The sequence below is a fragment of the Streptomyces sp. SX-6 genome (assembly GCF_059089585.1).
On sequence record NZ_JBTHHU010000016.1, the window covers coordinates 132,716 to 152,218 of the forward strand.

Genomic DNA, 19,503 nt, shown 5'->3' on the forward strand with positions numbered 1-19,503 from the left:
TCAAACGAACCGGGCGGCAGCCAGGAACAGTCGGGAGAGCGACCGCGGCATACGTACGCGATCAAATAACGCCGATACATGCTGACTTCTGTTCAGTCGCCAGGGGCGGAGTACACCATTCCCAACACTCGACCTGTGTGGTCGAGCCACGGCGAGGGGTTGGTATCGGAGATGGAGATCCTCGGGAGCGTCCCGCCCGAACCAGGGCAGGCCCCTCCCCGTCCGCCGGCCGTGTACGACGGCACCTGGCGGCTCACCGCGCCCGCGCTCCCCTCCTCCGTGCCCGGGGTGCGGCACGCGGTCCGCGACCTGCTGGACCGTCAGCGGGTGCAGCTGGCGGAGGAGCGGCTGGACGGGCTGCTGCTGATCGTCTCCGAGCTCGTCACCAACGCCGTGCAGCACGCCGCGCTGCTCTCCCCCCAGGTGGTCGTGGAGATCTCCATCGGCCCGGAGTGGCTGAAGGTGGCCGTGGCGGACGACCACCCCTGCCGCCCCCGCCCCCGCGCGGCGGACGAGGAACGGATCGGCGGCAGGGGGCTGCTGCTGGTGCACGCCGTCGTGGCCGAGGCACGCGGGGCGTGCGACGTCGAGCACACCCCGGCGGGCGGCAAGGTGGTCTGGGCGGCGCTGCCGCTGTCGCCGGCTACCAGCCCGCCGCGGAGCCGATGACCTCGCGCACGGCCGGCCGTGCGGCGTCCAGCACCGTGGAGAACCAGGCCGAGAAGGGGACTTCCCGCATCAGCTTCTCGAGCTCGGCCGGGGTGACGAAGGCGGTCTCCTCGATCTCCTCCGGATCCGGGTCGAGCGCGGCCCGCACGGTGCCGACGAAGAGGTGGTTGTACTCCTGCTCCACCAGGCCGGACACCGGGTCGGGGTGGTTGTAGCGCACCGTTCCCGCCTCGCGCATCAGCGCCGGCGCCACGCCCAGCTCCTCGCCCGTGCGCCGGGCGGCGGCGGCGAACGGCGGCTCGCCGGGGTACGGGTGGCCGCAGCAGGTGTTCGACCACACACCGGGGGAGTGGTACTTGCCGAGCGCCCGGCGCTGGAGCAGCAGCCGGCCGTGGTCGTCGAAGAGGAAGACCGAGAACGCGCGATGCAGTCTGCCGGGAGCCAGGTGCGCGGAGACCTTCTCGGCGGTTCCGATGGTTCTGCCGTCCTCGTCGACGAGTTCCAGCATGATCGGTTCAGCGGCGTCGGCGGAGGCGGGAACCGTGGCGGAGCCGGCGGAGCGGCCCTCGGCTGATGTGATCGGCATTGACCATCCTCGGTGTGGGGCTTCGGTCCCCAAGTCTGCCGTACGCCGCCTGCGCCGCGACGCCCGACGGGCCCGTACGGGAGGCGCCGGCCGGATCAGTGGCAGAGCCGCGCCTCGTGCTCGGCGTGTCCGCCGGGCTCCAGCTGGAAGGTGCAGTGCTCCACGTCGAAGTGCTCGCCGAGACAGCCCTGGAGGTCGTGCAGCATCTTCTCGTGCCCCGACGCGTCCAGCCGCTCCTGGTCCACCACCACGTGCGCCGACAGCACCGGCATCCCCGATGTGATCGTCCACACATGCAGGTCGTGCACCCCGGCCACGCCCGGCAGCGCCGTGATGTGCGCCCGTACCTCCTCCATGTCGACATTCCGGGGTGCCGCCTCCAGCAGCACGTCCAGCGCCTCGCGGAGCAGCTTGAGCGTACGGGGCACGATCATCAGCCCGATGAGCAGTGAAGCGACGGGGTCCGCGCGGGTCCAGCCGGTGGTCATGATCACCAGGGCGGAGATCACCACGGCCAGCGAGCCCAGCGCGTCCGAGAGCACCTCGAGGAACGCCCCGCGCACATTGAGGCTCTCCTTCTGGCCGCGCATCAGCAGGGACAGCGAGATCAGGTTGGCGCACACGCCGATGGCGCCGAAGACGACCGTCAGGCCGCCCGGCACCTCCACGGGCGCGGCCAGCCGCTGTACCGCCTTGACGAGGATGTAGCCCCCGACGCCCAGCAACAGCAGGCAGTTGAGCAGCGCGGCCAGGATCTCGGCGCGGGCGAACCCGTAGGTGCGCTGCCCGCCCGCCGGCCGGTTGGCGAAGTGGATCGCCACCAGCGCCATCGACACCCCGACCGCGTCCGTCGCCATGTGCCCGGCCTCGGCGAGCAGGGCGAGCGAACCGGTCAGCGCGCTGCCGGCGATCTGGGCGAGGAGCACCGTGACGGTGATGCCGAGCGCGATGCGCAGCCGGCCCCGGTGGGCCATGGCCGCAGTACCGCGCGGGGGTCCTCCGTGCGAGTGGCCGTGGTCGTGCCCTGCGCCCATGAACCGCCTCCCGATCGCCGAGCCGTCCCGAGCCCAGTGAACTACGGGCGCCAGGTGTCCGGCAACGCGACGACGAACACCGTTGTCATCCCCTCTGACCTGCGGTGACTGCTCAGGCGGCGTCGGTCGACGCAGGCCGCAGACTCCAGCCCTCCCAGGCCGACGCGACCATGCTGCGCGCATCGTGGCGGGGGCTCCAGCCGAGCGTCCTGCCGATCAGCTCGTTCGACGCCACGACACGGGCCGGGTCGCCCGGACGGCGCGGACCGACCTCGGGCCCGAGGTCACCGCGGCCGGTGACCTCGCCGATCAGCTCCGCCATCTCGCGCACGGACACCCCGTGGCCGGTGCCGACGTTCAGCGTCAGATCGCCCGGCTCCGGCCGCGCGGCGAGCGTGCGGGCGGCGGCCAGATGCGCGCCGGCGAGGTCCTCGACGTGGATGTAGTCGCGGACGCAGGTGCCGTCGGGGGTGTCGTAGTCGTCGCCGAAGATGCGCGGGCGCTCACCCCGGGTGATCCGGTCGAACATCATCGGGATGATGTTGAACACACCGGTGTCGGCCAGCTCGGGCCGGGCCGCGCCCGCCACGTTGAAATAGCGCAGGCACGCGGTGCGCAGGCCGTACGCGGCCCCTGCCGCCCGGACGAGCCACTCGCCGGCCAGCTTGGTCTCGCCGTAGGGGTTGATCGGCGCGCACGGGGTCTCCTCGGTGACGAGGTCCACGTCCGGCATCCCGTAGACGGCCGCGGAGGAGGAGAAGACGAAATTGCCGACGCCCCCCGCGACGGCCGCCTCGAGCAGCACGGTCAGCCCGTGCACGTTCTCGCGGTAGTACAGCAGGGGCTGCTCGACCGACTCCCCGACCTGCTTCTTCGCCGCGAGGTGCACCACACCCGTCACCCCGAGCTCGCCGAACGCGCGGTCGAGGACGGAACGGTCCTGCACCGAGCCCCGTACCAGCGGCACGTCCGCGGGCAGCCGCCCGGCGTCCCCGGAGGACAAATCGTCCAGGACGGCCACTCGCTCCCCGGCCGCCTGCATGGACCACGCCACGTGCGCTCCGATGTATCCGGCACCACCTGTGATCAGCCATGTCATGACGGCACCCTAGACCAGCCGGTCTGCCGGCCGACAGGACCCGTTTTGTCCCCCGGGCCGCCGGTCCGCCATGCTGGGGCCGCGCGGGGCCGCCCGGTACGCCGGAACCACCCGCGCGGCCCGGACGTCCAGTGGGTGGAGGGAAGCGCGGTGATCGGTGCCGTTCAGTGATCCGATAGCCTCTGCCGACGTGCAGCACGCCGCCCGGTGCCCGCGTGCCACGCCCGCTGCCCGGGCCCTGCGGACCCGAGGCGGCCCGCCCCCGCCTTGAAGCCGCAGCCAAGGAGTGAGTTCGTCTGTCGACCGCCATCCTCACCGGTCCGCCGCCGGCCGGCTCCTCCCTCGAGGACGACCTGCGGTCCCTGGGCTTCGACGTCCGCACGGCCGCCGGCGCCGCCGCGGTGACCGCCGAGCTCGCCTCCGTGCCGGCCGGCCGCCGGGTGGCCCTGGTCGACCCCGGCTTCGTCGGCCACCTCCACTCCCTGCGCCTGGCACTGACCGACCCCCGCTTCCCCGCCGCCGCGGTACAGGGCGCGCTCGCCGCGCAGCCCGAGGCGCGAGCCGCGCTGACGCGAGCCGCCTCCGGCGGGGAGGCCCTGCCCGACGCGCTCGCCGCCCGCCTGGAGGCCGAGGGCGTCGCCGTCCACCGCCCGGAGCTCGGCGTGCTCGTCGCCGAGGTCCCCGCGGACGCCGAGGCGCGGGCCGAGGCCGAGGCCGAGGTCGCCGCCGTCGACGACGAGGCCGTACGGCTGCGCAGCGCCGTGAAGTCCCGCGACGGGTTCTTCACCACCTTCTTCGTCAGCACCTACTCCCGCTACATCGCCCGCTGGTGCGCGCGCCGTGGCCTGACCCCCAACCAGGTGACCACCGCGTCGCTGCTCACCGCGCTGATCGCGGCCGGCTGCGCGGCGACCGGCACCTGGGGCGGGTTCGTCGCGGCAGGTGTGCTGCTCTACGCGTCGTTCGTGCTCGACTGCACCGACGGCCAGCTCGCCCGCTACTCGCTCCAGTACTCGACGCTCGGCGCCTGGCTCGACGCGACCTTCGACCGGGCCAAGGAGTACGCCTACTACGCGGGCCTGGCGCTCGGCGCCGCCCGCGGCGGAGACGACGTGTGGGCCCTCGCGCTCGGCGCGATGGTCCTGCAGACCTGCCGACACGTCGTCGACTTCTCCTTCAACGAGGCGAATCACGACGCGAGCGCCAACACCAGCCCCACCGCCGCCCTGTCCGGCAGGCTGGACAGCGTCGGCTGGACGGTCTGGGCCCGCCGCATGATCATCCTGCCGATCGGCGAGCGCTGGGCCCTGATAGCCGTACTGACGGCGCTCACCACCCCGCGCATCGTCTTCGTCGTGCTGCTGATCGGCTGCGCGTTCGCCGCCTGCTACACCACGGCCGGCCGCGTGCTCCGCTCGGTGACCCGCAAGGCCCGCCGTACGGCCCGGGCCGTACAAGCCCTCGCGGACCTCGCCGACTCCGGCCCGCTCGCCGAGGCCGTGGCGAAGCTCCCGCGCCCCGGCGGCGCGGTGACCGCCCCCGTTCTCGCCCTCGCGGGCACCGGGCTGCTCCTGACCCAGCTGTGGTGGCACTCCGCCGCGACCTGGTGGCCGGTCCTCGGCGCCGTGATCTACGCCGTTTTCGCCGGGCTCGCCGTCGCGAAGCCCCTGGCGGGCCCGCTCGACTGGCTCGTCCCGCCCGTCTTCCGCGCGGCCGAGTACGTGACGGTCCTCGTCCTCGCCGCCCGCTCGGGCGCCCCCGGTGCGCTCCCCGCCGCATTCGGCCTGGTGGCCGCGGTCGCCTACCATCACTACGACACGGTCTACCGCATCCGCGGCGGAACGGGCGCCCCCCCGCACTGGCTGGTGCGGGCGATCGGCGGGCACGAGGGACGGGTCCTGGCGGTCACTCTCGCCGCCGTCCTGTGGCACAGCCAAGGCTTCACCATCGCGTTGACGGCCCTCGCGGCCGCCATCGCGCTGACGGTGCTCTTCGAGAGCATCCGCTTCTGGGTGTCCTCCGGGGCGCCCGCAGTACACGACGAAACAGGAGAACCCGCATGATCGGCCTCGTGCTGGCAGCCGGCGCCGGACGCCGTCTGCGCCCCTACACCGACACCCTGCCCAAGGCTCTGGTGCCGGTAGGCCCTGAAAAGGAAGGGGGGGCGACGACCGTCCTCGACCTGACCCTGGCCAACTTCGCCGAGGTCGGCCTGACCGAGGTCGCCATCGTCGTCGGCTACCGCAAGGAGGCCGTGTACGCGCGCCAGGCCGAGCTCGAGGCGAAGTACGGCCTCGAGCTCACCCTGATCGACAACGACAAGGCCGAGGAGTGGAACAACGCCTACTCCCTGTGGTGCGCCCGTGACGTGCTCTCCCGCGGCGTGATCCTCGCCAACGGCGACACCGTCCACCCGGTCTCCGTCGAGAAGACGTTGCTCGCCGCCCGCGGCAACGGCCAGAAGATCATCCTCGCCCTCGACACGGTGAAGAACCTCGCCGACGAGGAGATGAAGGTCATCGTCGAGGACGGCCAGGGCGTCCAGAAGATCACCAAGCTGATGGACCCGGCCACCGCGACCGGTGAGTACATCGGCGTCACCCTGATCGAGCCCGAGGCCGCCGCCGAGCTGGCCGACGCCCTCAAGACGACCTTCGAGAAGGACCCCGACCTCTACTACGAGGACGGCTACCAGGAGCTCGTCAACCGCGGCTTCAAGGTCGACGTGACCCCCATCGGCGACGTCAAGTGGGTCGAGATCGACAACCACGACGACCTCGCCAAGGGACGGGAGATCGCGTGCCAGTACTGACGAGGCTCATCCCCTCGCCGGTCGTCGTCGACATCCGCGCCGGAGCCCTGAACGATCTCGCCCACGTCCTCGCGGACCAGCGGATCTCCAGCTCCGGCAAGCTCGCCGTCGCGATCAGCGGCGGCTCCGGGGCGGCGCTGCGCGAGCGGCTCGCCCCGGCGCTGCCCGGCGCCTCGTGGTACGAGGTCGGCGGCGGCACGCTGGATGACGCGATCAAGCTGGCCGACGCCATGAAGTCCGGGCACTACGACGCCGTCGTGGGCCTGGGCGGCGGCAAGATCATCGACTGTGCGAAGTTCGCCGCCGCGCGCATCGGCCTGCCGCTGGTCGCCGTCGCGACGAACCTGTCGCACGACGGTCTGTGCTCGCCCGTGGCCACGCTCGACAACGACGCGGGCCGCGGCTCGTACGGCGTGCCGAACCCCATCGCGGTCGTCATCGACCTCGACGTCATCCGCCAGGCACCGGTGCGCTTCGTGCGCTCCGGCATCGGGGACGCCATCTCGAACATCTCCTCCGTCGCGGACTGGGAGCTGTCCCACCGCGTCACGGGCGAGGCGATCGACGGACTGGCCGCCGCCATGGCCCGCCAGGCCGGCGAGGCCGTGCTGCGCCACCCCGGCGATGTGAACGACGACGGCTTCCTCCAGGTGCTCGCCGAGGGCCTCGTCCTCACCGGCATCTCGATGTCCGTCGCCGGCGACAGCCGTCCGGCCTCCGGCGCCTGCCACGAGATCAACCACGCTTTCGACCTGCTCTACCCCAAGCGTGCCGCGCCCCATGGCGAACAGTGCGGTCTCGGTGCCGCGTTCGCGATGTACCTGCGCGGTGCCCGCGAGGAGTCCGCGCTCATGGTCGAGGTGCTGCGCCGGCACCAACTGCCGGTCCTGCCCGGCGACATCGGCTTCACCGTGGACGAGTTCGTCCGCGCCGTGGAGTTCGCGCCGCAGACCCGCCCCGGGCGCTACACCGTCCTGGAGCACCTCGACCTCTCCACCGACCAGATCAGGGACGCATACGCCGACTATGCAGAAACCGTCAGTCGCTGAACTGCGCCCGGTCGTCCACCCCGAGGGTGTGAAGGACCGGCGCAGCGGTGAGCACTGGGCCGGCCGCCTCTACATGCGAGAGATCTCGCTGCGGATCGACCGGCACCTGGTGAACACCAGGGTCACGCCCAACCAGCTCACCTATCTGATGACCGTCGCGGGCGTCCTCGCGGCCCCGGCCCTGCTGGTGCCGGGGATCTGGGGCGCTGTGCTCGGCGTGGTCATGGTCCAGCTCTACCTGCTGCTGGACTGCGTCGACGGCGAGATCGCCCGCTGGAAGAAGCAGTACTCGATGTCCGGGGTGTACCTGGACCGGGTCGGCGCCTACCTGTGCGACGCCGCGGTCCTGGTGGGCCTGGGCCTGCGCGCCGCCGACCTGTGGGGCGGCGGCCGGATCGACTGGCTGTGGGCCTTCCTCGGCACGCTCGCCGCACTCGGTGCCGTCCTGATCAAGGCCGAGACCGACCTCGTGGGCGTCGCCCGCCACCAGGCCGGCCTGCCGGTGGTCAAGGAGTCCGCCGCCGAGCCGCGGTCCTCCGGCATGGCGCTGGCCCGCAAGGCCGCCGCCGCGCTGAAGTTCCACCGGCTGATCCTCGGGATCGAGGCGTCCCTGCTGATCCTGCTGCTCGCGATCGTCGACGCGGCCAGGGGGGACCTGTTCTTCACCCGGCTCGGCACCGCCGTGCTCGCCGGCATCGCCGTGCTGCAGACCCTGCTGCACCTGGTGTCCATCCTCGCCTCGAGCAGGCTGCGATGAACGCCGCGGACCTGAAGGTCGGCGCGGTCGTCCTCACCATGGGCAACCGCCCCGACGAGCTGCGCGCCCTGCTGGAGTCGGTCGCCGGGCAGACCGGCGACCCCATCGAGGTCGTCGTCGTCGGCAACGGCTCCCCGCTGCCCCCGCTCTCCGTGGAGGGCCTGACCGTACGGACCGTCGAGCTGCCCGAGAACGTGGGCATCCCGGCCGGCCGCAACGTCGGCATCGAGGCCTTCGGCCCGACCGGGCGCGACGTCGACATCCTGCTGTTCCTCGATGACGACGGGCTGCTGCCGAACAAGGAGACGGCCCTGCTCTGCCGGGAGGCGTTCGCCGCCGACCGGGAGCTCGGCATCATCAGCTTCCGCATCGCCGACCCCGACACCGGCGTCACCCAGCGCCGCCACGTGCCGCGGCTGCGCGCCTCCGACCCGATGCGCTCCTCGCGCGTGACGACCTTCCTGGGCGGCGCCAACGCCGCCCGCACCCGGGTCTTCGCCGAGGTCGGCGGGCTGCCGGACGACTTCTTCTACGCGCACGAGGAGACCGACCTCGCCTGGCGGGCGCTCGACGCGGGCTGGATGATCGACTACCGCTCGGACCTGGTGCTCTACCATCCGACGACGTCGCCCAGCCGCCATGCCGTCTACCATCGGATGGTCGCCCGCAACCGAGTCTGGCTCGCCCGCCGCAACCTTCCCGCGCCGCTGGTTCCCGCCTATCTCGGGGTGTGGCTGCTGCTGACCCTGCTGCGCCGGCCCTCGATGCCCGCGCTGCGCGCGTGGTTCGGCGGCTTCAAGGAAGGCTGGTCAACGCCGTGCGGTCCACGGCGCCCGATGAAGTGGCGTACCGTTTGGCGCCTGACCCGACTGGGTCGCCCGCCCGTGATCTGACAAGCTCGTGTCTGAGAGCACCGGGCGCCGCCGGGCCCCGGTCCCAGGCGGCGTACCTAGAGGACGAAAGTGTCAACTGTGAGCGAGACAACGCACGACAGTGCGGTCGCGGTGAGCGCCCCGCCATCACCCGACGGCGGTCTGACGGCTGCCGAGCTGGCCGGGAAGTACGGCCTGGCGGTCAGCGGTGCCCGGCCCTCGCTGCCGGAGTACGCCCGGCAGCTGTGGGCCCGGCGCCACTTCATCCTGGCCTTCTCCCGGGCGAAGCTGACCGCTCAGTACAGCCAGGCCAAGCTGGGTCAGATCTGGCAGGTGGCCACGCCGCTGCTGAACGCCGCGGTGTACTACCTCATCTTCGGCGTGCTGATGGACAGCAAGCGGCACGTCGGGGACGGCACCCCCAAGTCGTTCATCCCGTTCCTCGTGACCGGCGTTTTCGTCTTCACCTTCACCCAGAGCTCGTGCATGGCCGGTGTCCGGGCGATCTCCGGCAACCTCGGCCTGGTGCGTGCCCTGCACTTCCCCAGGGCGGCGCTGCCGATCTCCTTCGGGCTCCAGCAGCTCCAGCAGCTGCTGTACTCGATGGTGGTCCTGCTGGCCATCATGGCCGGCTGCGGGCACATGCCCCGGATCTCCTGGCTGATGGTCCTCCCGGTGCTGGTGCTGCAGCTCATCTTCAACACCGGCCTGGCGATGATCCTGGCGCGCCTGGGCAGCAAGACCCCCGACCTGGCCCAGCTGCTGCCGTTCGTGCTGCGCACCTGGATGTACCTGTCGGGCGTCATGTACCCGCTGATCGACAACCTGCGCCGGATGAAGGCCTCGCCCGCGCTCATCGACGTGATCAGCGCCAACCCGGCGGCCGTCTACATCGACCTGATGCGCTTCGCGCTGATGGGCCATGTCAAGGGCGCCCCGCTGCCGCACCACGTGTGGCCCCTGGCCATCGGCTGGGCGCTCGTCCTGGGCATCGGCGGCTTCATCTACTTCTGGAAGGCTGAGGAGCAGTACGGCCGTGGCTGAGCAGAAGAACAACGAACGCATCCCCACCGTCATCGCCGACGACGTCCACATCGTCTACCGCGTCTACGGCGGCAACACCGGCCGTGGCAGTGCCACCGCCGCCCTCAACCGCATCATCCGCCGCACGCCGGGCGCCGGTGTGCGCGAGGTGCACGCGGTCAAGGGTGTGAGCTTCACCGCGTACCGAGGCGAGGCCATCGGCCTCATCGGCTCCAACGGCTCCGGCAAGTCCACGCTCCTCAAGGCCGTCGCCGGACTGCTGCCGACCGAGCGCGGCAAGGTCTACACCGACGGCCAGCCCTCGCTGCTGGGCGTCAACGCGGCGATGATGAACGACCTCACCGGCGAGAGAAACGTCATCCTCGGCGGTCTGGCCATGGGCATGTCCCGCGAGGAGATCCGCGACCGCTACCAGGACATCGTCGACTTCTCGGGCATCAACGAGAAGGGCGACTTCGTCACGCTGCCCATGCGCACGTACTCCTCCGGCATGGCGGCCCGCCTGCGGTTCTCCATCGCGGCGGCCAAGGACCACGACGTGCTGATGATCGACGAGGCGCTGGCCACCGGCGACCGGGCGTTCCAGAAGCGCTCCGAGGAGCGCGTGCGCGAACTGCGAGAGCAGGCGGGCACCGTGTTCCTTGTCAGCCACAACAACAGGTCCATCCGCGACACCTGCAACCGGGTCCTGTGGCTCGAGCGTGGTGAGCTGATGATGGACGGTCCGACGGACGAGGTCGTCCGGGCCTACGAGAAGGAGACGGCCCGCTGACCACGAGGCCCTCGCCGGACATCCGGCGGGGGCCTCCGGCGTGTCGGGAAGGCGACGGATCAAGCGGAGCCCGGGCGGACGTCGGATAGTTGTACGGCGTACGCTGTAGCGTGCTTCGAGGCGGAGCGCGTGGCGCCGGATGGTGTCCGTGCCCCGGGGGACGGGGCGCAGGGGGTGGCTCGAGGGGGAGCCGTCAGGCCGGGTCGCGCTGCGGCGTGTCCGAAATAGGATGTTCTGGGTCGGCAGTGTAGAACGGGAGATGTGACGGCAATGGGTACGGGAACTCTCCAGATCAGAGGCGCGTACACCGTCTTTGGTCCGGGCAGCCCGCGGTGACCGCGGGGACGGACGCGCACGCGCGTGCCGTGCTCGACAAGGCCGCGCACGAGAACTTCCCCGTCGCGCCCTTCTTCGTGCCGCGCGCTTGGCGTAACGATCTGATGGCCGTCTACGGTTACGCCCGCCTCGTCGACGACATCGGCGACGGCGATCTGGCCCCCGGGGGACGCGACGCGGAGCTGCTGGGGCTCGACCGCGAGCAGTCGGGCGACCGGCTCGCCATGCTCGACGCGTTCGAGGCCGACCTGCACCGGGTCTTCGACTCCTCCGGCACGGGCCCGCGCCACCCCTTGTTGCGGCGGCTGCGGCCGACCGTACGCCGCTGCGGCCTGACTCCCGAGCCGTTCCTCGGTCTCATCGAGGCCAACCGCCGGGACCAGCACGTACGCCGCTACGACAGCTACGACGACCTGCTCGGCTACTGCGAGCTGTCCGCGAACCCGGTGGGCCGGCTCGTCCTCGGCATCACCGGAACCGCCAGCCCCGAGCGGATCCGCCGCTCGGACGCGGTCTGCACGGCTCTGCAGATCGTCGAACACCTTCAGGACGTCTCCGAGGACCTCGGACGCGACCGCGTCTACCTCCCCGCCGAGGACATGGCCCGCTTCCGGGTGACCGAGGCCGACCTCGCGCGCCCCACCGGTAACGCGTCGGTGCGTGCCCTGGTCGCGTACGAGGCGGAACGCGCCCGGCACCTGCTGAATGAAGGCACCCCCCTGGTGGGTAGCGTCCACGGCAGGCTGAAGCTGTTGCTCGCGGGGTTCGTGGGCGGGGGGAGAGCCGCGCTCAGAGCCATTGCCGCCGTGGGACACGACGTACTCCCCGGACCGCCCAAGCCCACCAAGCTCAGCCTGCTGCGCGAGGTGGGGGCGACACTGCGAAGAGAGGGGTGAGCGGGACCGTGACCGGAACGCCACACGCGTCCGCGCCGGTACTCGCTGCGTACAGCTACTGCGAGGCCGTCACCGGACAACAGGCCGGCAACTTCAGCTATGGCATCAGACTGCTGCCGATCGCCAGACGACGGGCGATGTCGGCGCTGTACGCCTTCTCGCGGCGGATCGACGACATCGGCGACGGACCGCTGGACGCCGAGGCCAAGCGGCTGCGGCTGGAGGAGGCGCGCGCGCTGCTCGGCCGGATAAGGGACGGCGGCATCGACGAGGACGACACCGACCCGGTGGCCGTCGCGCTCGCGCATGCCGCTCGGCGCTTTCCCATTCCGCTCGGCGCGCTCGACGAACTGATCGACGGCGTCCAGATGGACGTTCGTGGCCAGACGTACGAGACGTGGGACGACCTCGCCTTGTACTGCCGCTGTGTCGCGGGGTCCATCGGCCGGCTCTCGCTCGGGATCTTCGGCACCGTGCCCGGGGCCAGGGACACCGAGCGTGCCGCGGAGTACGCGGACACGCTCGGCCTGGCGCTGCAGCTCACCAACATCCTGCGCGACGTCCGCGAGGACGCGGCCAACGGCCGTACCTACCTGCCCTCCGACGACCTCGCCAAGTTCGGCTGCTCCGACGGCTTCCGGTCGGCGGTGCCGGCCATGGGCGCGGACTTCACCGGCCTGGTGGCGTTCGAGGTCCGGCGGGCCCGGGCGCTGTTCGCCGAGGGCATGCGGCTGCTGCCGATGCTCGACCGGCGCAGCGGTGCGTGCGTCGCCGCCATGTCCGGCATCTACCGCAGGCTCCTGGAGCGCATCGCCGAGGACCCGCAGGCGGTGCTGCGCGGCCGGGTCTCCCTCCCCGGGCACGAGAAGGCGCTGGTGGCCGTGCGCGGCCTGTCCGGATACGACGCGCGCTGCGTCCACCGGCAGACCGCCAGGGGGCGCGCTTGATGGCCCTCGCCCGCACCGGCCGCCGGTGTGCGACTCGTCACGCCGCGGAAGGTGCAACCCTCCGCCCGATCGACGCGTCCCTGACAGCAGCCGAGGGGGTGGGAGCATGACGGCACAACCGACGGCCCGGCCCGACCGGCTCCGTACGGATACGGCAGGCCGCCCCGTCGGGGCGGCCGCGGTGGTGATCGGGGGCGGGCTCGCGGGCATCACGGCGGCGCTCGAGCTCGCCGATGCCGGGGTGCGGGTCACCCTGGTCGAGGGCCGCCCGCGGCTGGGCGGGCTCGCGTTCTCCTTCCGCCGCGGGGAGCTGACGGTCGACAACGGGCAGCACGTCTACCTGCGCTGCTGCGCCGCCTACCGGTGGTTCCTCGACCGGGTCGACGCGCATCACCTGGCCCCGCTCCAGGACCGGCTCGACGTGCCCGTCCTGGACGTCGGTCACCCGTCCGGCCGCCCGCGGCTCGGACGGCTGCGCCGCAGCGCGCTGCCCGTGCCGCTGCACCTCGCGGCGAGCCTGGCCACCTACCCGCACCTGTCGCCCGCCGAGCGGCTCACGGTCGGGCGTGCCGCGCTCGCGCTGAAGAAGCTCGACCTCGCCGACCCGGCGCTGGACGACGTGGACTTCGGGGGCTGGCTGCGCCGCAACGGCCAGTCGGCCCGTACGGTCGAGGCGCTGTGGGACCTCGTCGGCGTCGCCACCCTCAACGCCACCGCCGACCGGGCCTCGCTGGGCCTGGCCGCCATGGTCTTCAAGACCGGCCTGCTCTCCGACCCCGGCGCCGCCGACATCGGCTGGGCCCGGGTGCCGCTGGGGGAGCTGCACGACACCCGCGCCCGTGCCGCGTTCGACGCGGCCGGGGTGCGCGTCGCGCTGCGCACCAGGGTCACCGGCATCACCCGCGGCGCGGAGGGCGGCTGGCACGTCGTCACCGAGGCCGGGGCGGGCGGCACCGAGCGGCTCGACGCCGACGCGGTCGTCCTCGCCGTGCCCCAGCGCGAGACCCACGGCCTGCTGCCGGAGGGGGCGCTCGACGACCCCGGGCAGTTGCTCGGCATCGACACCGCGCCGATCCTCAACCTGCACGTCGTCTACGACCGCAAGGTCCTGCGCCGGCCGTTCTTCACGGCGCTCGGCAGCCCCGTCCAGTGGGTCTTCGACCGCACGGACTCCTCGGGGCTGGCCGCGCGGGGCGGCGGCCAGTACCTGGCCGTTTCCCAGTCGGCCGCGCAGGACGACATCGACCGGCCCGTCGCCGAGCTGCGCGAGCGCTATCTGCCCGAGCTGGCGCGGCTGTTGCCCGCGGCACGCGGCGCGGGCGTACGGGACTTCTTCGTGACCCGGGAGCGTACGGCGACGTTCGCCCCCACCCCGGGCGTCGGCCGGCTGCGGCCGGGCGCCCGCACGAACGCGCCCGGCCTGTTCCTGGCCGGTGCGTGGACCGCCACCGGCTGGCCCGCGACCATGGAGGGCGCCGTGCGCAGCGGGCTGACCGCCGCCGGCGCGGCACTCTCCGGGCTCGGCCGGCCGTACCGCCATCCCCTGCGGGAGGCGGCATGAGACGAGACGGCTCGACAACACGAGCCATCAGGGCGTGCGTTCCGACGGCGGAGCGCACGTGAGCACGATCACCAGAGGAGAGACCGTGACTTCGGCGATCCCAGCTTGCGACACCGGGGGCGTTGCCGCCCTGCTGGAGCGCGGACGGACGCTGGCCACGCCGGTGCTGCGCGCTGCCGTGGACAGACTCGCGGCACCCATGGACACCGTCGCCGCCTACCACTTCGGCTGGATCGACGCCGAGGGGCGGCCGGCACACGGCGACAGCGGCAAGGCCGTCCGTCCCGCCCTCGCCCTGCTGTCCGCCGAGGCGGCGGGCGCGGCACCGGAGGTGGGGGTGCCCGGTGCGGTGGCGGTGGAGCTCGTGCACAACTTCTCGCTGCTGCACGACGACCTGATGGACGGTGACGAGCAGCGCCGCCACCGCGACACCGTGTGGAAGCTGTACGGACCGGCCCAGGCCATCCTCGTCGGCGACGCGCTCTTCGCGCTCGCGAACGAGGTGCTGCTGGAGCTGGGCACGGCCGAGGCCGCGCGGGCGACCCGCCGGCTGACGATTGCCACCCGCAAGCTCATCGACGGCCAGGCCCAGGACATCTCCTACGAGCACCGCGAGCGCGTCACGGTCGAGGAATGCCTGGAGATGGAGGGCAACAAGACCGGCGCCCTGCTGGCCTGCGCCGTCTCCATCGGCGCGGTGCTCGGCGGCGCGGACGACCGTACGGCCGACGTGCTGGAGGCCTACGGCTACCACCTCGGCCTCGCCTTCCAGGCCGTCGACGACCTGCTGGGCATCTGGGGCGACCCGGAGGCCACCGGCAAGCAGACCTGGAGCGATCTGCGGCAGCGCAAGAAGTCCCTGCCGGTCGTGGCCGCGCTCGCGGCGGGCGGCCCCGCCTCCGAGCGGCTCGCCGGGATCCTCGCCGACGACGCCAAGCTGACCGACGCCCAGCTCGCGGACTTCGACGAGGAGGAGTTCGCCAGCCGTGCGGCGCTGATCGAGGAGGCCGGTGGCCGGGAATGGACCTCCCAGGAGGCCCGCCGTCAGCACACCACCGCGATCGAGGTGCTCGACGGAGTTGACATTCCATCGACGGTGAGGGCGCAGCTCGTCGCACTCGCAGACTTCGTTGTAGTACGAAAGAGATGATGATTACCCAACCGGACTGATCCTTCGCGGTCGCCGGCCGGCGCGCTCGCTCGGCGCCGGCCGACGGAACCCCCACGTACGGCAGAGAAGCAACTCACTGCAATAGGGGAAGCCAATGACAGCGACTACCGACGGAACCGCGCCCGCCGCGACGGCGGCGGTGCGCGAAGCCGCCGAGCGGGCCGGCGCCCGCGCCATCGAGCACCTGCTTTCCCGCCAGGACCCACAGGGCTGGTGGAAGGGCGACCTGGAGACGAACGTCACCATGGACGCCGAGGATCTGCTCCTGCGCCAGTTCCTCGGCATCCTGGACGAGCGCACCACCCGAGCCGCCGCCCGCCATCTGCGGGCGGAGCAGCTCCCCGACGGCACCTGGGCCACCTTCCACGGCGGCCCCGGCGACCTGTCGGCCACCGTCGAGGCGTACGCGGCCCTGCGGCTCGCCGGGGACGCGGCCGACGAGAAGCACATGGCCGCCGCCGCGGCCTGGATCCGCGGACAGGGCGGCATCGCCGCCTCCCGGGTCTTCACCCGGATCTGGCTGGCACTCTTCGGCTGGTGGCGGTGGGAGGCTCTCCCCGAGCTGCCGCCCGAGATCATGTACGTGCCGAAGTGGTTCCCGCTCAACATCTACGACTTCGGCCAGTGGGCCCGGCAGACGATCGTGCCGCTCACCATCGTCTCGGCCCTGCGGCCCGTACGGCCCGCGCCCTTCGCCCTGGACGAGCTGCACACCGACCCGCGCCGCCCCGACCCGCCGCGCCCGCAGGCCCCGGCGCACACCTGGGACGGCTTCTTCCAGCGCGTCGACGCGGCCCTGCACCTCTACCACCGGTTCCCCGTCGCCCCCCTGCGCCGGGCGGCGCTGAACTCCGCCGCGCGCTGGATCGTCGAGCGGCAGGAGAACGACGGCTGCTGGGGCGGCATCCAGCCGCCCGCCGTCTACTCGGTCATCGCCCTGCACCTGCTCGGCTACGACCTGGACCACCCGGTGCTGCGCGAGGGTCTCAGGTCGCTGGACCGTTTCGCCGTCTGGCGCGAGGACGCCGACGGCGAGCCCGTCCGCATGATCGAGGCCTGCCAGTCGCCCGTCTGGGACACCTGCCTCGCCACCATCGCCCTCGCCGACGCCGGGGTGCGTCCCGACCATCCGGCGCTGGTCAAGGCGGCCGACTGGATGCTGGACGAGCAGATCTCCCGCCCCGGAGACTGGACCGTGCGACGGCCCCAACTGGCGCCGGGCGGCTGGGCGTTCGAGTTCCACAACGACAACTACCCCGACATCGACGACACCGCCGAGGTCGTGCTCGCGCTGCGGCGCGTCGAGCACCCCCAGCCCCGGCGGCTCGAGGCGGCCGTCGAGCGCGCGATGCGCTGGACCGTGGGCATGCAGTCGAAGAACGGCGCGTGGGGAGCCTTCGACGCCGACAACACCAGCCCGTTCCCCAACAGGCTGCCCTTCTGCGACTTCGGCGAGGTGATCGACCCGCCGTCGGCCGACGTCACCGCGCACGTGGTCGAGGCGCTGGCCGTGCTCGGCAAACAGCACGACCCGCGAACCCGGCGCGGCATCGAGTGGCTGCTGGCCGAACAGGAGGAGAGCGGCGCCTGGTTCGGCCGCTGGGGCGTCAACTACGTCTACGGCACCGGCTCGGTGCTCCCCGCCCTCGTCGCCGCGGGGATCCCGGCCTCCCACCCGGCGATCCGCCGGGCCGTCGCCTGGCTGGAGAGCGTCCAGAACACCGACGGCGGCTGGGGCGAGGACCTGCGCTCGTACCGGGACCCCGCGTGGATCGGGCGCGGCACCTCGACCGCCTCGCAGACGGCCTGGGCCCTGATGGGCCTGCTCGCCGCGGGGGAGCGGGAGAGCGCGGCCGTCACCCGGGGCATCGGCCGGCTCGCCGACACCCAGCGCGAGGACGGTTCCTGGGACGAACCCCACTTCACCGGCACCGGGTTCCCCTGGGACTTCTCCATCAACTACCACCTGTACCGCCAGGTCTTCCCGCTCACCGCGCTCGGCCGCTACCTGCACGGAGAACCCTTCGCCACCGGCCACCGGGAGGCCTGATGACACCCGGCACGGGTACCCCCGCCCCCGCCCCGCTGCTGATCGCCTGCGCGCTCGGCATCGAGCGCCTCGCCCTGCGCGGCGGCCTCGGCGGTGCGGCGGGCCCCGTGACCGTGCTGCGCACCGGCATGGGCCCGCAGGCCGCGGACCGTGCCGTGACCCTGGCCCTCACCGGCGGTGCCGCGGCCGACACGGCCGTGATCGCCACCGGCTTCTGCGCCGGCCTGGCCCCCGGAATGCACCCCGGGGACCTCGTCGTCGCCAACGAGACCCGCGACCGGGAAGGGCGCACCGAGTGCGCCGGCATCGAGCTGCTCGGCAAGGAGCTCGCCCGGGCCGTACCCGGCCGCGCCATCCACACCGGCCCGCTGGTCGGCTCCGGCCATGTGGTGCGCGGCGCGGAACGTGCCGCGCTGCACGCCGCGGGCGCACTCGCCGTGGACATGGAGTCCGCCGCCACGCTCCGAAGCGCCGTGCGCGCCGGTCCGCGCCCTGTTGCGGCCGTACGAGTGGTCGTGGACGCTCCAGAACATGAACTCGTCCGGATCGGGACACTGCGGGGTGGAATATCGGCATTCCGTGTGCTCCGCACCGTCCTGCCCGCCTTTTTTGAATGGCACCGTTCTTTGCTGCTCCCCAGGAGGTGAGCCAGATGGCCATGCCGCTCCGTCAGTCCATCCGGATCGGTACATATCTCTTTGAACAGAAGCTGCGCAAGCGGGACAAGTTCCCGCTCATCGTGGAGCTCGAGCCGCTTTTCGCCTGCAACCTCAAGTGCGAGGGCTGCGGCAAGATCCAGCACCCGGCGGGAGTGCTCAAGCAGCGCATGCCGGTTGCCCAGGCGGTGGGTGCGGTGCTGGAGTCGGGTGCGCCGATGGTGTCCATCGCGGGCGGTGAGCCGCTGATGCATCCCCAGATCGATGAGATCGTCCGGCAGTTGGTGGCCAGGCGGAAATACGTCTTCCTGTGCACCAACGCTTTGCTCATGCGCAAGAAGATGGAGAAGTTCAAGCCCTCGCCGTATTTCGCGTTCGCCGTGCACATCGACGGGATGCGCGAGCGGCACGACGAATCCGTCGCGAAGGAAGGTGTCTTCGACGAGGCGGTGGAGGCGATCAAGGAGGCCAAGCGGCAGGGCTTCCGGGTCACCACCAATTCCACCTTCTTCAACACCGACACCCCCCAGACCATCGTCGAGGTCCTGAATTTCCTCAACGACGACCTGAAGGTGGACGAGATGATGATCTCGCCCGCCTACGCCTACGAGAAGGCCCCGGACCAGGAGCACTTCCTCGGTGTCGAGCAGACCCGGGAGCTGTTCCGCAAGGCCTTCGCCGGCGGCAACCGGCAGCGCTGGCGGCTCAACCACAGCCCGCTCTTCCTCGACTTCCTCGAGGGCAAGGCCGACTTCCCGTGCACCGCATGGGCCATTCCCAACTACTCGCTCTTCGGCTGGCAGCGCCCCTGCTACCTGATGAGCGACGGCTATGTGCCGACCTACCGGGAACTGGTCGAGGACACCGACTGGGACAAGTACGGGCGGGGCAAGGACCCGCGGTGCGCCAACTGCATGGCGCACTGCGGCTACGAGCCCACGGCCGTCCTGGCCACCATGGGCTCGCTCAAGGAGTCGCTGCGCGCCGCCCGCGAGACCGTCGCGGGAAACCGGGGCTGACGATGGGGACCGTAGCGCTCGGTCTCCCCGGCGTCCCCGCCCGTCCGCTCGCCGACCGCAGGGTCAGCCGCAGGATCCAGGTCGGTTCGGTGGCGGTGGGCGGGGACGCGCCGGTGTCGGTGCAGTCGATGACGACGACGCGTACGTCGGACATTGGTGCGACGTTGCAGCAG

Annotated in this window: 19 protein-coding genes; 16 read left to right on the forward strand and 3 right to left on the reverse strand. The window is 71.9% G+C overall.

Features of this window, described 5'->3' with window-relative positions:
• The first annotated feature begins 171 nt into the window (after nucleotides 1-171).
• The gene (locus ACV530_RS20830) at nucleotides 172-669 is read left to right on the forward strand and encodes an ATP-binding protein (protein ID WP_494334071.1); all 498 of its coding nucleotides are present in this window, start codon (nucleotides 172-174) and stop codon (nucleotides 667-669) included.
• Here the strand turns inward: ACV530_RS20830 and idi are convergent.
• From idi to galE, 3 genes are all read right to left on the reverse strand, one after another.
• Complete coding sequence (idi, locus tag ACV530_RS20835; protein ID WP_494334072.1) at nucleotides 644-1,255, reverse strand: isopentenyl-diphosphate Delta-isomerase; 612 nt, start codon at nucleotides 1,253-1,255, stop codon at nucleotides 644-646. The two genes, ACV530_RS20830 and idi, sit on opposite strands and share 26 nt — an antisense overlap.
• A 95-nt stretch (nucleotides 1,256-1,350) precedes the next feature.
• On the reverse strand, nucleotides 1,351-2,289 hold the full coding sequence (locus ACV530_RS20840; RefSeq protein WP_494334073.1) for a cation diffusion facilitator family transporter: 939 nt from the start codon (nucleotides 2,287-2,289) through the stop codon (nucleotides 1,351-1,353).
• A 112-nt stretch (nucleotides 2,290-2,401) separates the two neighbouring features.
• Complete coding sequence (gene galE / locus ACV530_RS20845) at nucleotides 2,402-3,388, reverse strand: UDP-glucose 4-epimerase GalE (protein ID WP_494334074.1); 987 nt, start codon at nucleotides 3,386-3,388, stop codon at nucleotides 2,402-2,404.
• 296 nt (nucleotides 3,389-3,684) lie between these two features.
• Here galE and ACV530_RS20850 point away from each other — a divergent pair, with 296 nt between their 5' ends.
• From ACV530_RS20850 to ACV530_RS20920, 15 genes are all read left to right on the forward strand, one after another.
• Nucleotides 3,685-5,451 carry a DUF5941 domain-containing protein gene (locus tag ACV530_RS20850; RefSeq protein WP_494334092.1) on the forward strand — a complete coding sequence of 589 codons (1,767 nt, stop codon included), beginning with the start codon at nucleotides 3,685-3,687 and terminating at the stop codon, nucleotides 5,449-5,451.
• A complete protein-coding gene (locus ACV530_RS20855; RefSeq protein WP_494334075.1) occupies nucleotides 5,448-6,200 on the forward strand; it encodes a phosphocholine cytidylyltransferase family protein in 753 nt (250 codons plus the stop codon). Before ACV530_RS20850 ends, ACV530_RS20855 begins: the two co-directional genes overlap by 4 nt.
• Complete coding sequence (locus ACV530_RS20860) at nucleotides 6,188-7,249, forward strand: iron-containing alcohol dehydrogenase family protein (RefSeq protein WP_494334076.1); 1,062 nt, start codon at nucleotides 6,188-6,190, stop codon at nucleotides 7,247-7,249. The genes ACV530_RS20855 and ACV530_RS20860 overlap by 13 nt, the downstream gene beginning before the upstream one ends.
• Nucleotides 7,227-8,006 (forward strand): CDP-alcohol phosphatidyltransferase family protein, encoded by a 780-nt coding sequence (locus ACV530_RS20865; protein ID WP_494334077.1) that lies wholly within the window; start codon nucleotides 7,227-7,229, stop codon nucleotides 8,004-8,006. Before ACV530_RS20860 ends, ACV530_RS20865 begins: the two co-directional genes overlap by 23 nt.
• On the forward strand, nucleotides 8,003-8,899 hold the full coding sequence (locus tag ACV530_RS20870; RefSeq protein ID WP_494334078.1) for a glycosyltransferase family 2 protein: 897 nt from the start codon (nucleotides 8,003-8,005) through the stop codon (nucleotides 8,897-8,899). Before ACV530_RS20865 ends, ACV530_RS20870 begins: the two co-directional genes overlap by 4 nt.
• Nucleotides 8,900-8,977: 78 nt before the next feature.
• The gene (locus tag ACV530_RS20875; RefSeq protein ID WP_494334079.1) at nucleotides 8,978-9,922 is read left to right on the forward strand and encodes an ABC transporter permease; all 945 of its coding nucleotides are present in this window, start codon (nucleotides 8,978-8,980) and stop codon (nucleotides 9,920-9,922) included.
• On the forward strand, nucleotides 9,915-10,694 hold the full coding sequence (locus ACV530_RS20880; RefSeq protein ID WP_494334080.1) for an ABC transporter ATP-binding protein: 780 nt from the start codon (nucleotides 9,915-9,917) through the stop codon (nucleotides 10,692-10,694). Before ACV530_RS20875 ends, ACV530_RS20880 begins: the two co-directional genes overlap by 8 nt.
• Nucleotides 10,695-11,059: 365 nt before the next feature.
• Nucleotides 11,060-11,926, forward strand: coding sequence for a squalene synthase HpnC (hpnC, locus tag ACV530_RS20885; protein WP_494334093.1), 867 nt, complete (start codon nucleotides 11,060-11,062; stop codon nucleotides 11,924-11,926).
• Complete coding sequence (gene hpnD / locus ACV530_RS20890; RefSeq protein WP_494334081.1) at nucleotides 11,923-12,873, forward strand: presqualene diphosphate synthase HpnD; 951 nt, start codon at nucleotides 11,923-11,925, stop codon at nucleotides 12,871-12,873. Before hpnC ends, hpnD begins: the two co-directional genes overlap by 4 nt.
• Before the next feature lie 106 nt (nucleotides 12,874-12,979).
• Complete coding sequence (gene hpnE, locus ACV530_RS20895) at nucleotides 12,980-14,434, forward strand: hydroxysqualene dehydroxylase HpnE (protein ID WP_494334082.1); 1,455 nt, start codon at nucleotides 12,980-12,982, stop codon at nucleotides 14,432-14,434.
• 58 nt (nucleotides 14,435-14,492) lie between these two features.
• Nucleotides 14,493-15,584, forward strand: coding sequence for a polyprenyl synthetase family protein (locus ACV530_RS20900; RefSeq protein WP_494334083.1), 1,092 nt, complete (start codon nucleotides 14,493-14,495; stop codon nucleotides 15,582-15,584).
• A 115-nt stretch (nucleotides 15,585-15,699) separates the two neighbouring features.
• Nucleotides 15,700-17,655 (forward strand): squalene--hopene cyclase, encoded by a 1,956-nt coding sequence (gene shc, locus ACV530_RS20905; RefSeq protein WP_494334084.1) that lies wholly within the window; start codon nucleotides 15,700-15,702, stop codon nucleotides 17,653-17,655.
• Entirely contained in the window at nucleotides 17,655-18,302 is a 648-nt protein-coding gene (locus ACV530_RS20910; protein WP_494334085.1) for a phosphorylase family protein, read from the forward strand. Before shc ends, ACV530_RS20910 begins: the two co-directional genes overlap by 1 nt.
• 5 nt (nucleotides 18,303-18,307) lie before the next feature.
• Nucleotides 18,308-19,330, forward strand: coding sequence for an adenosyl-hopene transferase HpnH (hpnH, locus tag ACV530_RS20915; protein WP_494334086.1), 1,023 nt, complete (start codon nucleotides 18,308-18,310; stop codon nucleotides 19,328-19,330).
• Nucleotides 19,331-19,332: 2 nt separating this feature from the next.
• A partial coding sequence (locus ACV530_RS20920; RefSeq protein WP_494334094.1) for a flavodoxin-dependent (E)-4-hydroxy-3-methylbut-2-enyl-diphosphate synthase occupies nucleotides 19,333-19,503 on the forward strand: 171 nt, incomplete at its 3' end.

What these genes read in the sequence shown, in the direction of transcription:
- ACV530_RS20830 (WP_494334071.1), top strand. Translation starts at nt 172, where the DNA reads ATGGAGATCCTCGGGAGCGTCCCGCCCGAACCAGGGCAGGCCCCTCCC.
- ACV530_RS20870 (WP_494334078.1), top strand. Translation starts at nt 8,003, where the DNA reads ATGAACGCCGCGGACCTGAAGGTCGGCGCGGTCGTCCTCACCATGGGC.
- idi (WP_494334072.1), bottom strand. Translation starts at nt 1,255, where the DNA reads ATGCCGATCACATCAGCCGAGGGCCGCTCCGCCGGCTCCGCCACGGTT.
- ACV530_RS20855 (WP_494334075.1), top strand. Translation starts at nt 5,448, where the DNA reads ATGATCGGCCTCGTGCTGGCAGCCGGCGCCGGACGCCGTCTGCGCCCC.
- shc (WP_494334084.1), top strand. Translation starts at nt 15,700, where the DNA reads ATGACAGCGACTACCGACGGAACCGCGCCCGCCGCGACGGCGGCGGTG.
- ACV530_RS20910 (WP_494334085.1), top strand. Translation starts at nt 17,655, where the DNA reads ATGACACCCGGCACGGGTACCCCCGCCCCCGCCCCGCTGCTGATCGCC.
- hpnE (WP_494334082.1), top strand. Translation starts at nt 12,980, where the DNA reads ATGACGGCACAACCGACGGCCCGGCCCGACCGGCTCCGTACGGATACG.
- ACV530_RS20840 (WP_494334073.1), bottom strand. Translation starts at nt 2,289, where the DNA reads ATGGGCGCAGGGCACGACCACGGCCACTCGCACGGAGGACCCCCGCGC.
- ACV530_RS20865 (WP_494334077.1), top strand. Translation starts at nt 7,227, where the DNA reads ATGCAGAAACCGTCAGTCGCTGAACTGCGCCCGGTCGTCCACCCCGAG.
- hpnH (WP_494334086.1), top strand. Translation starts at nt 18,308, where the DNA reads ATGGCCATGCCGCTCCGTCAGTCCATCCGGATCGGTACATATCTCTTT.
- galE (WP_494334074.1), bottom strand. Translation starts at nt 3,388, where the DNA reads ATGACATGGCTGATCACAGGTGGTGCCGGATACATCGGAGCGCACGTG.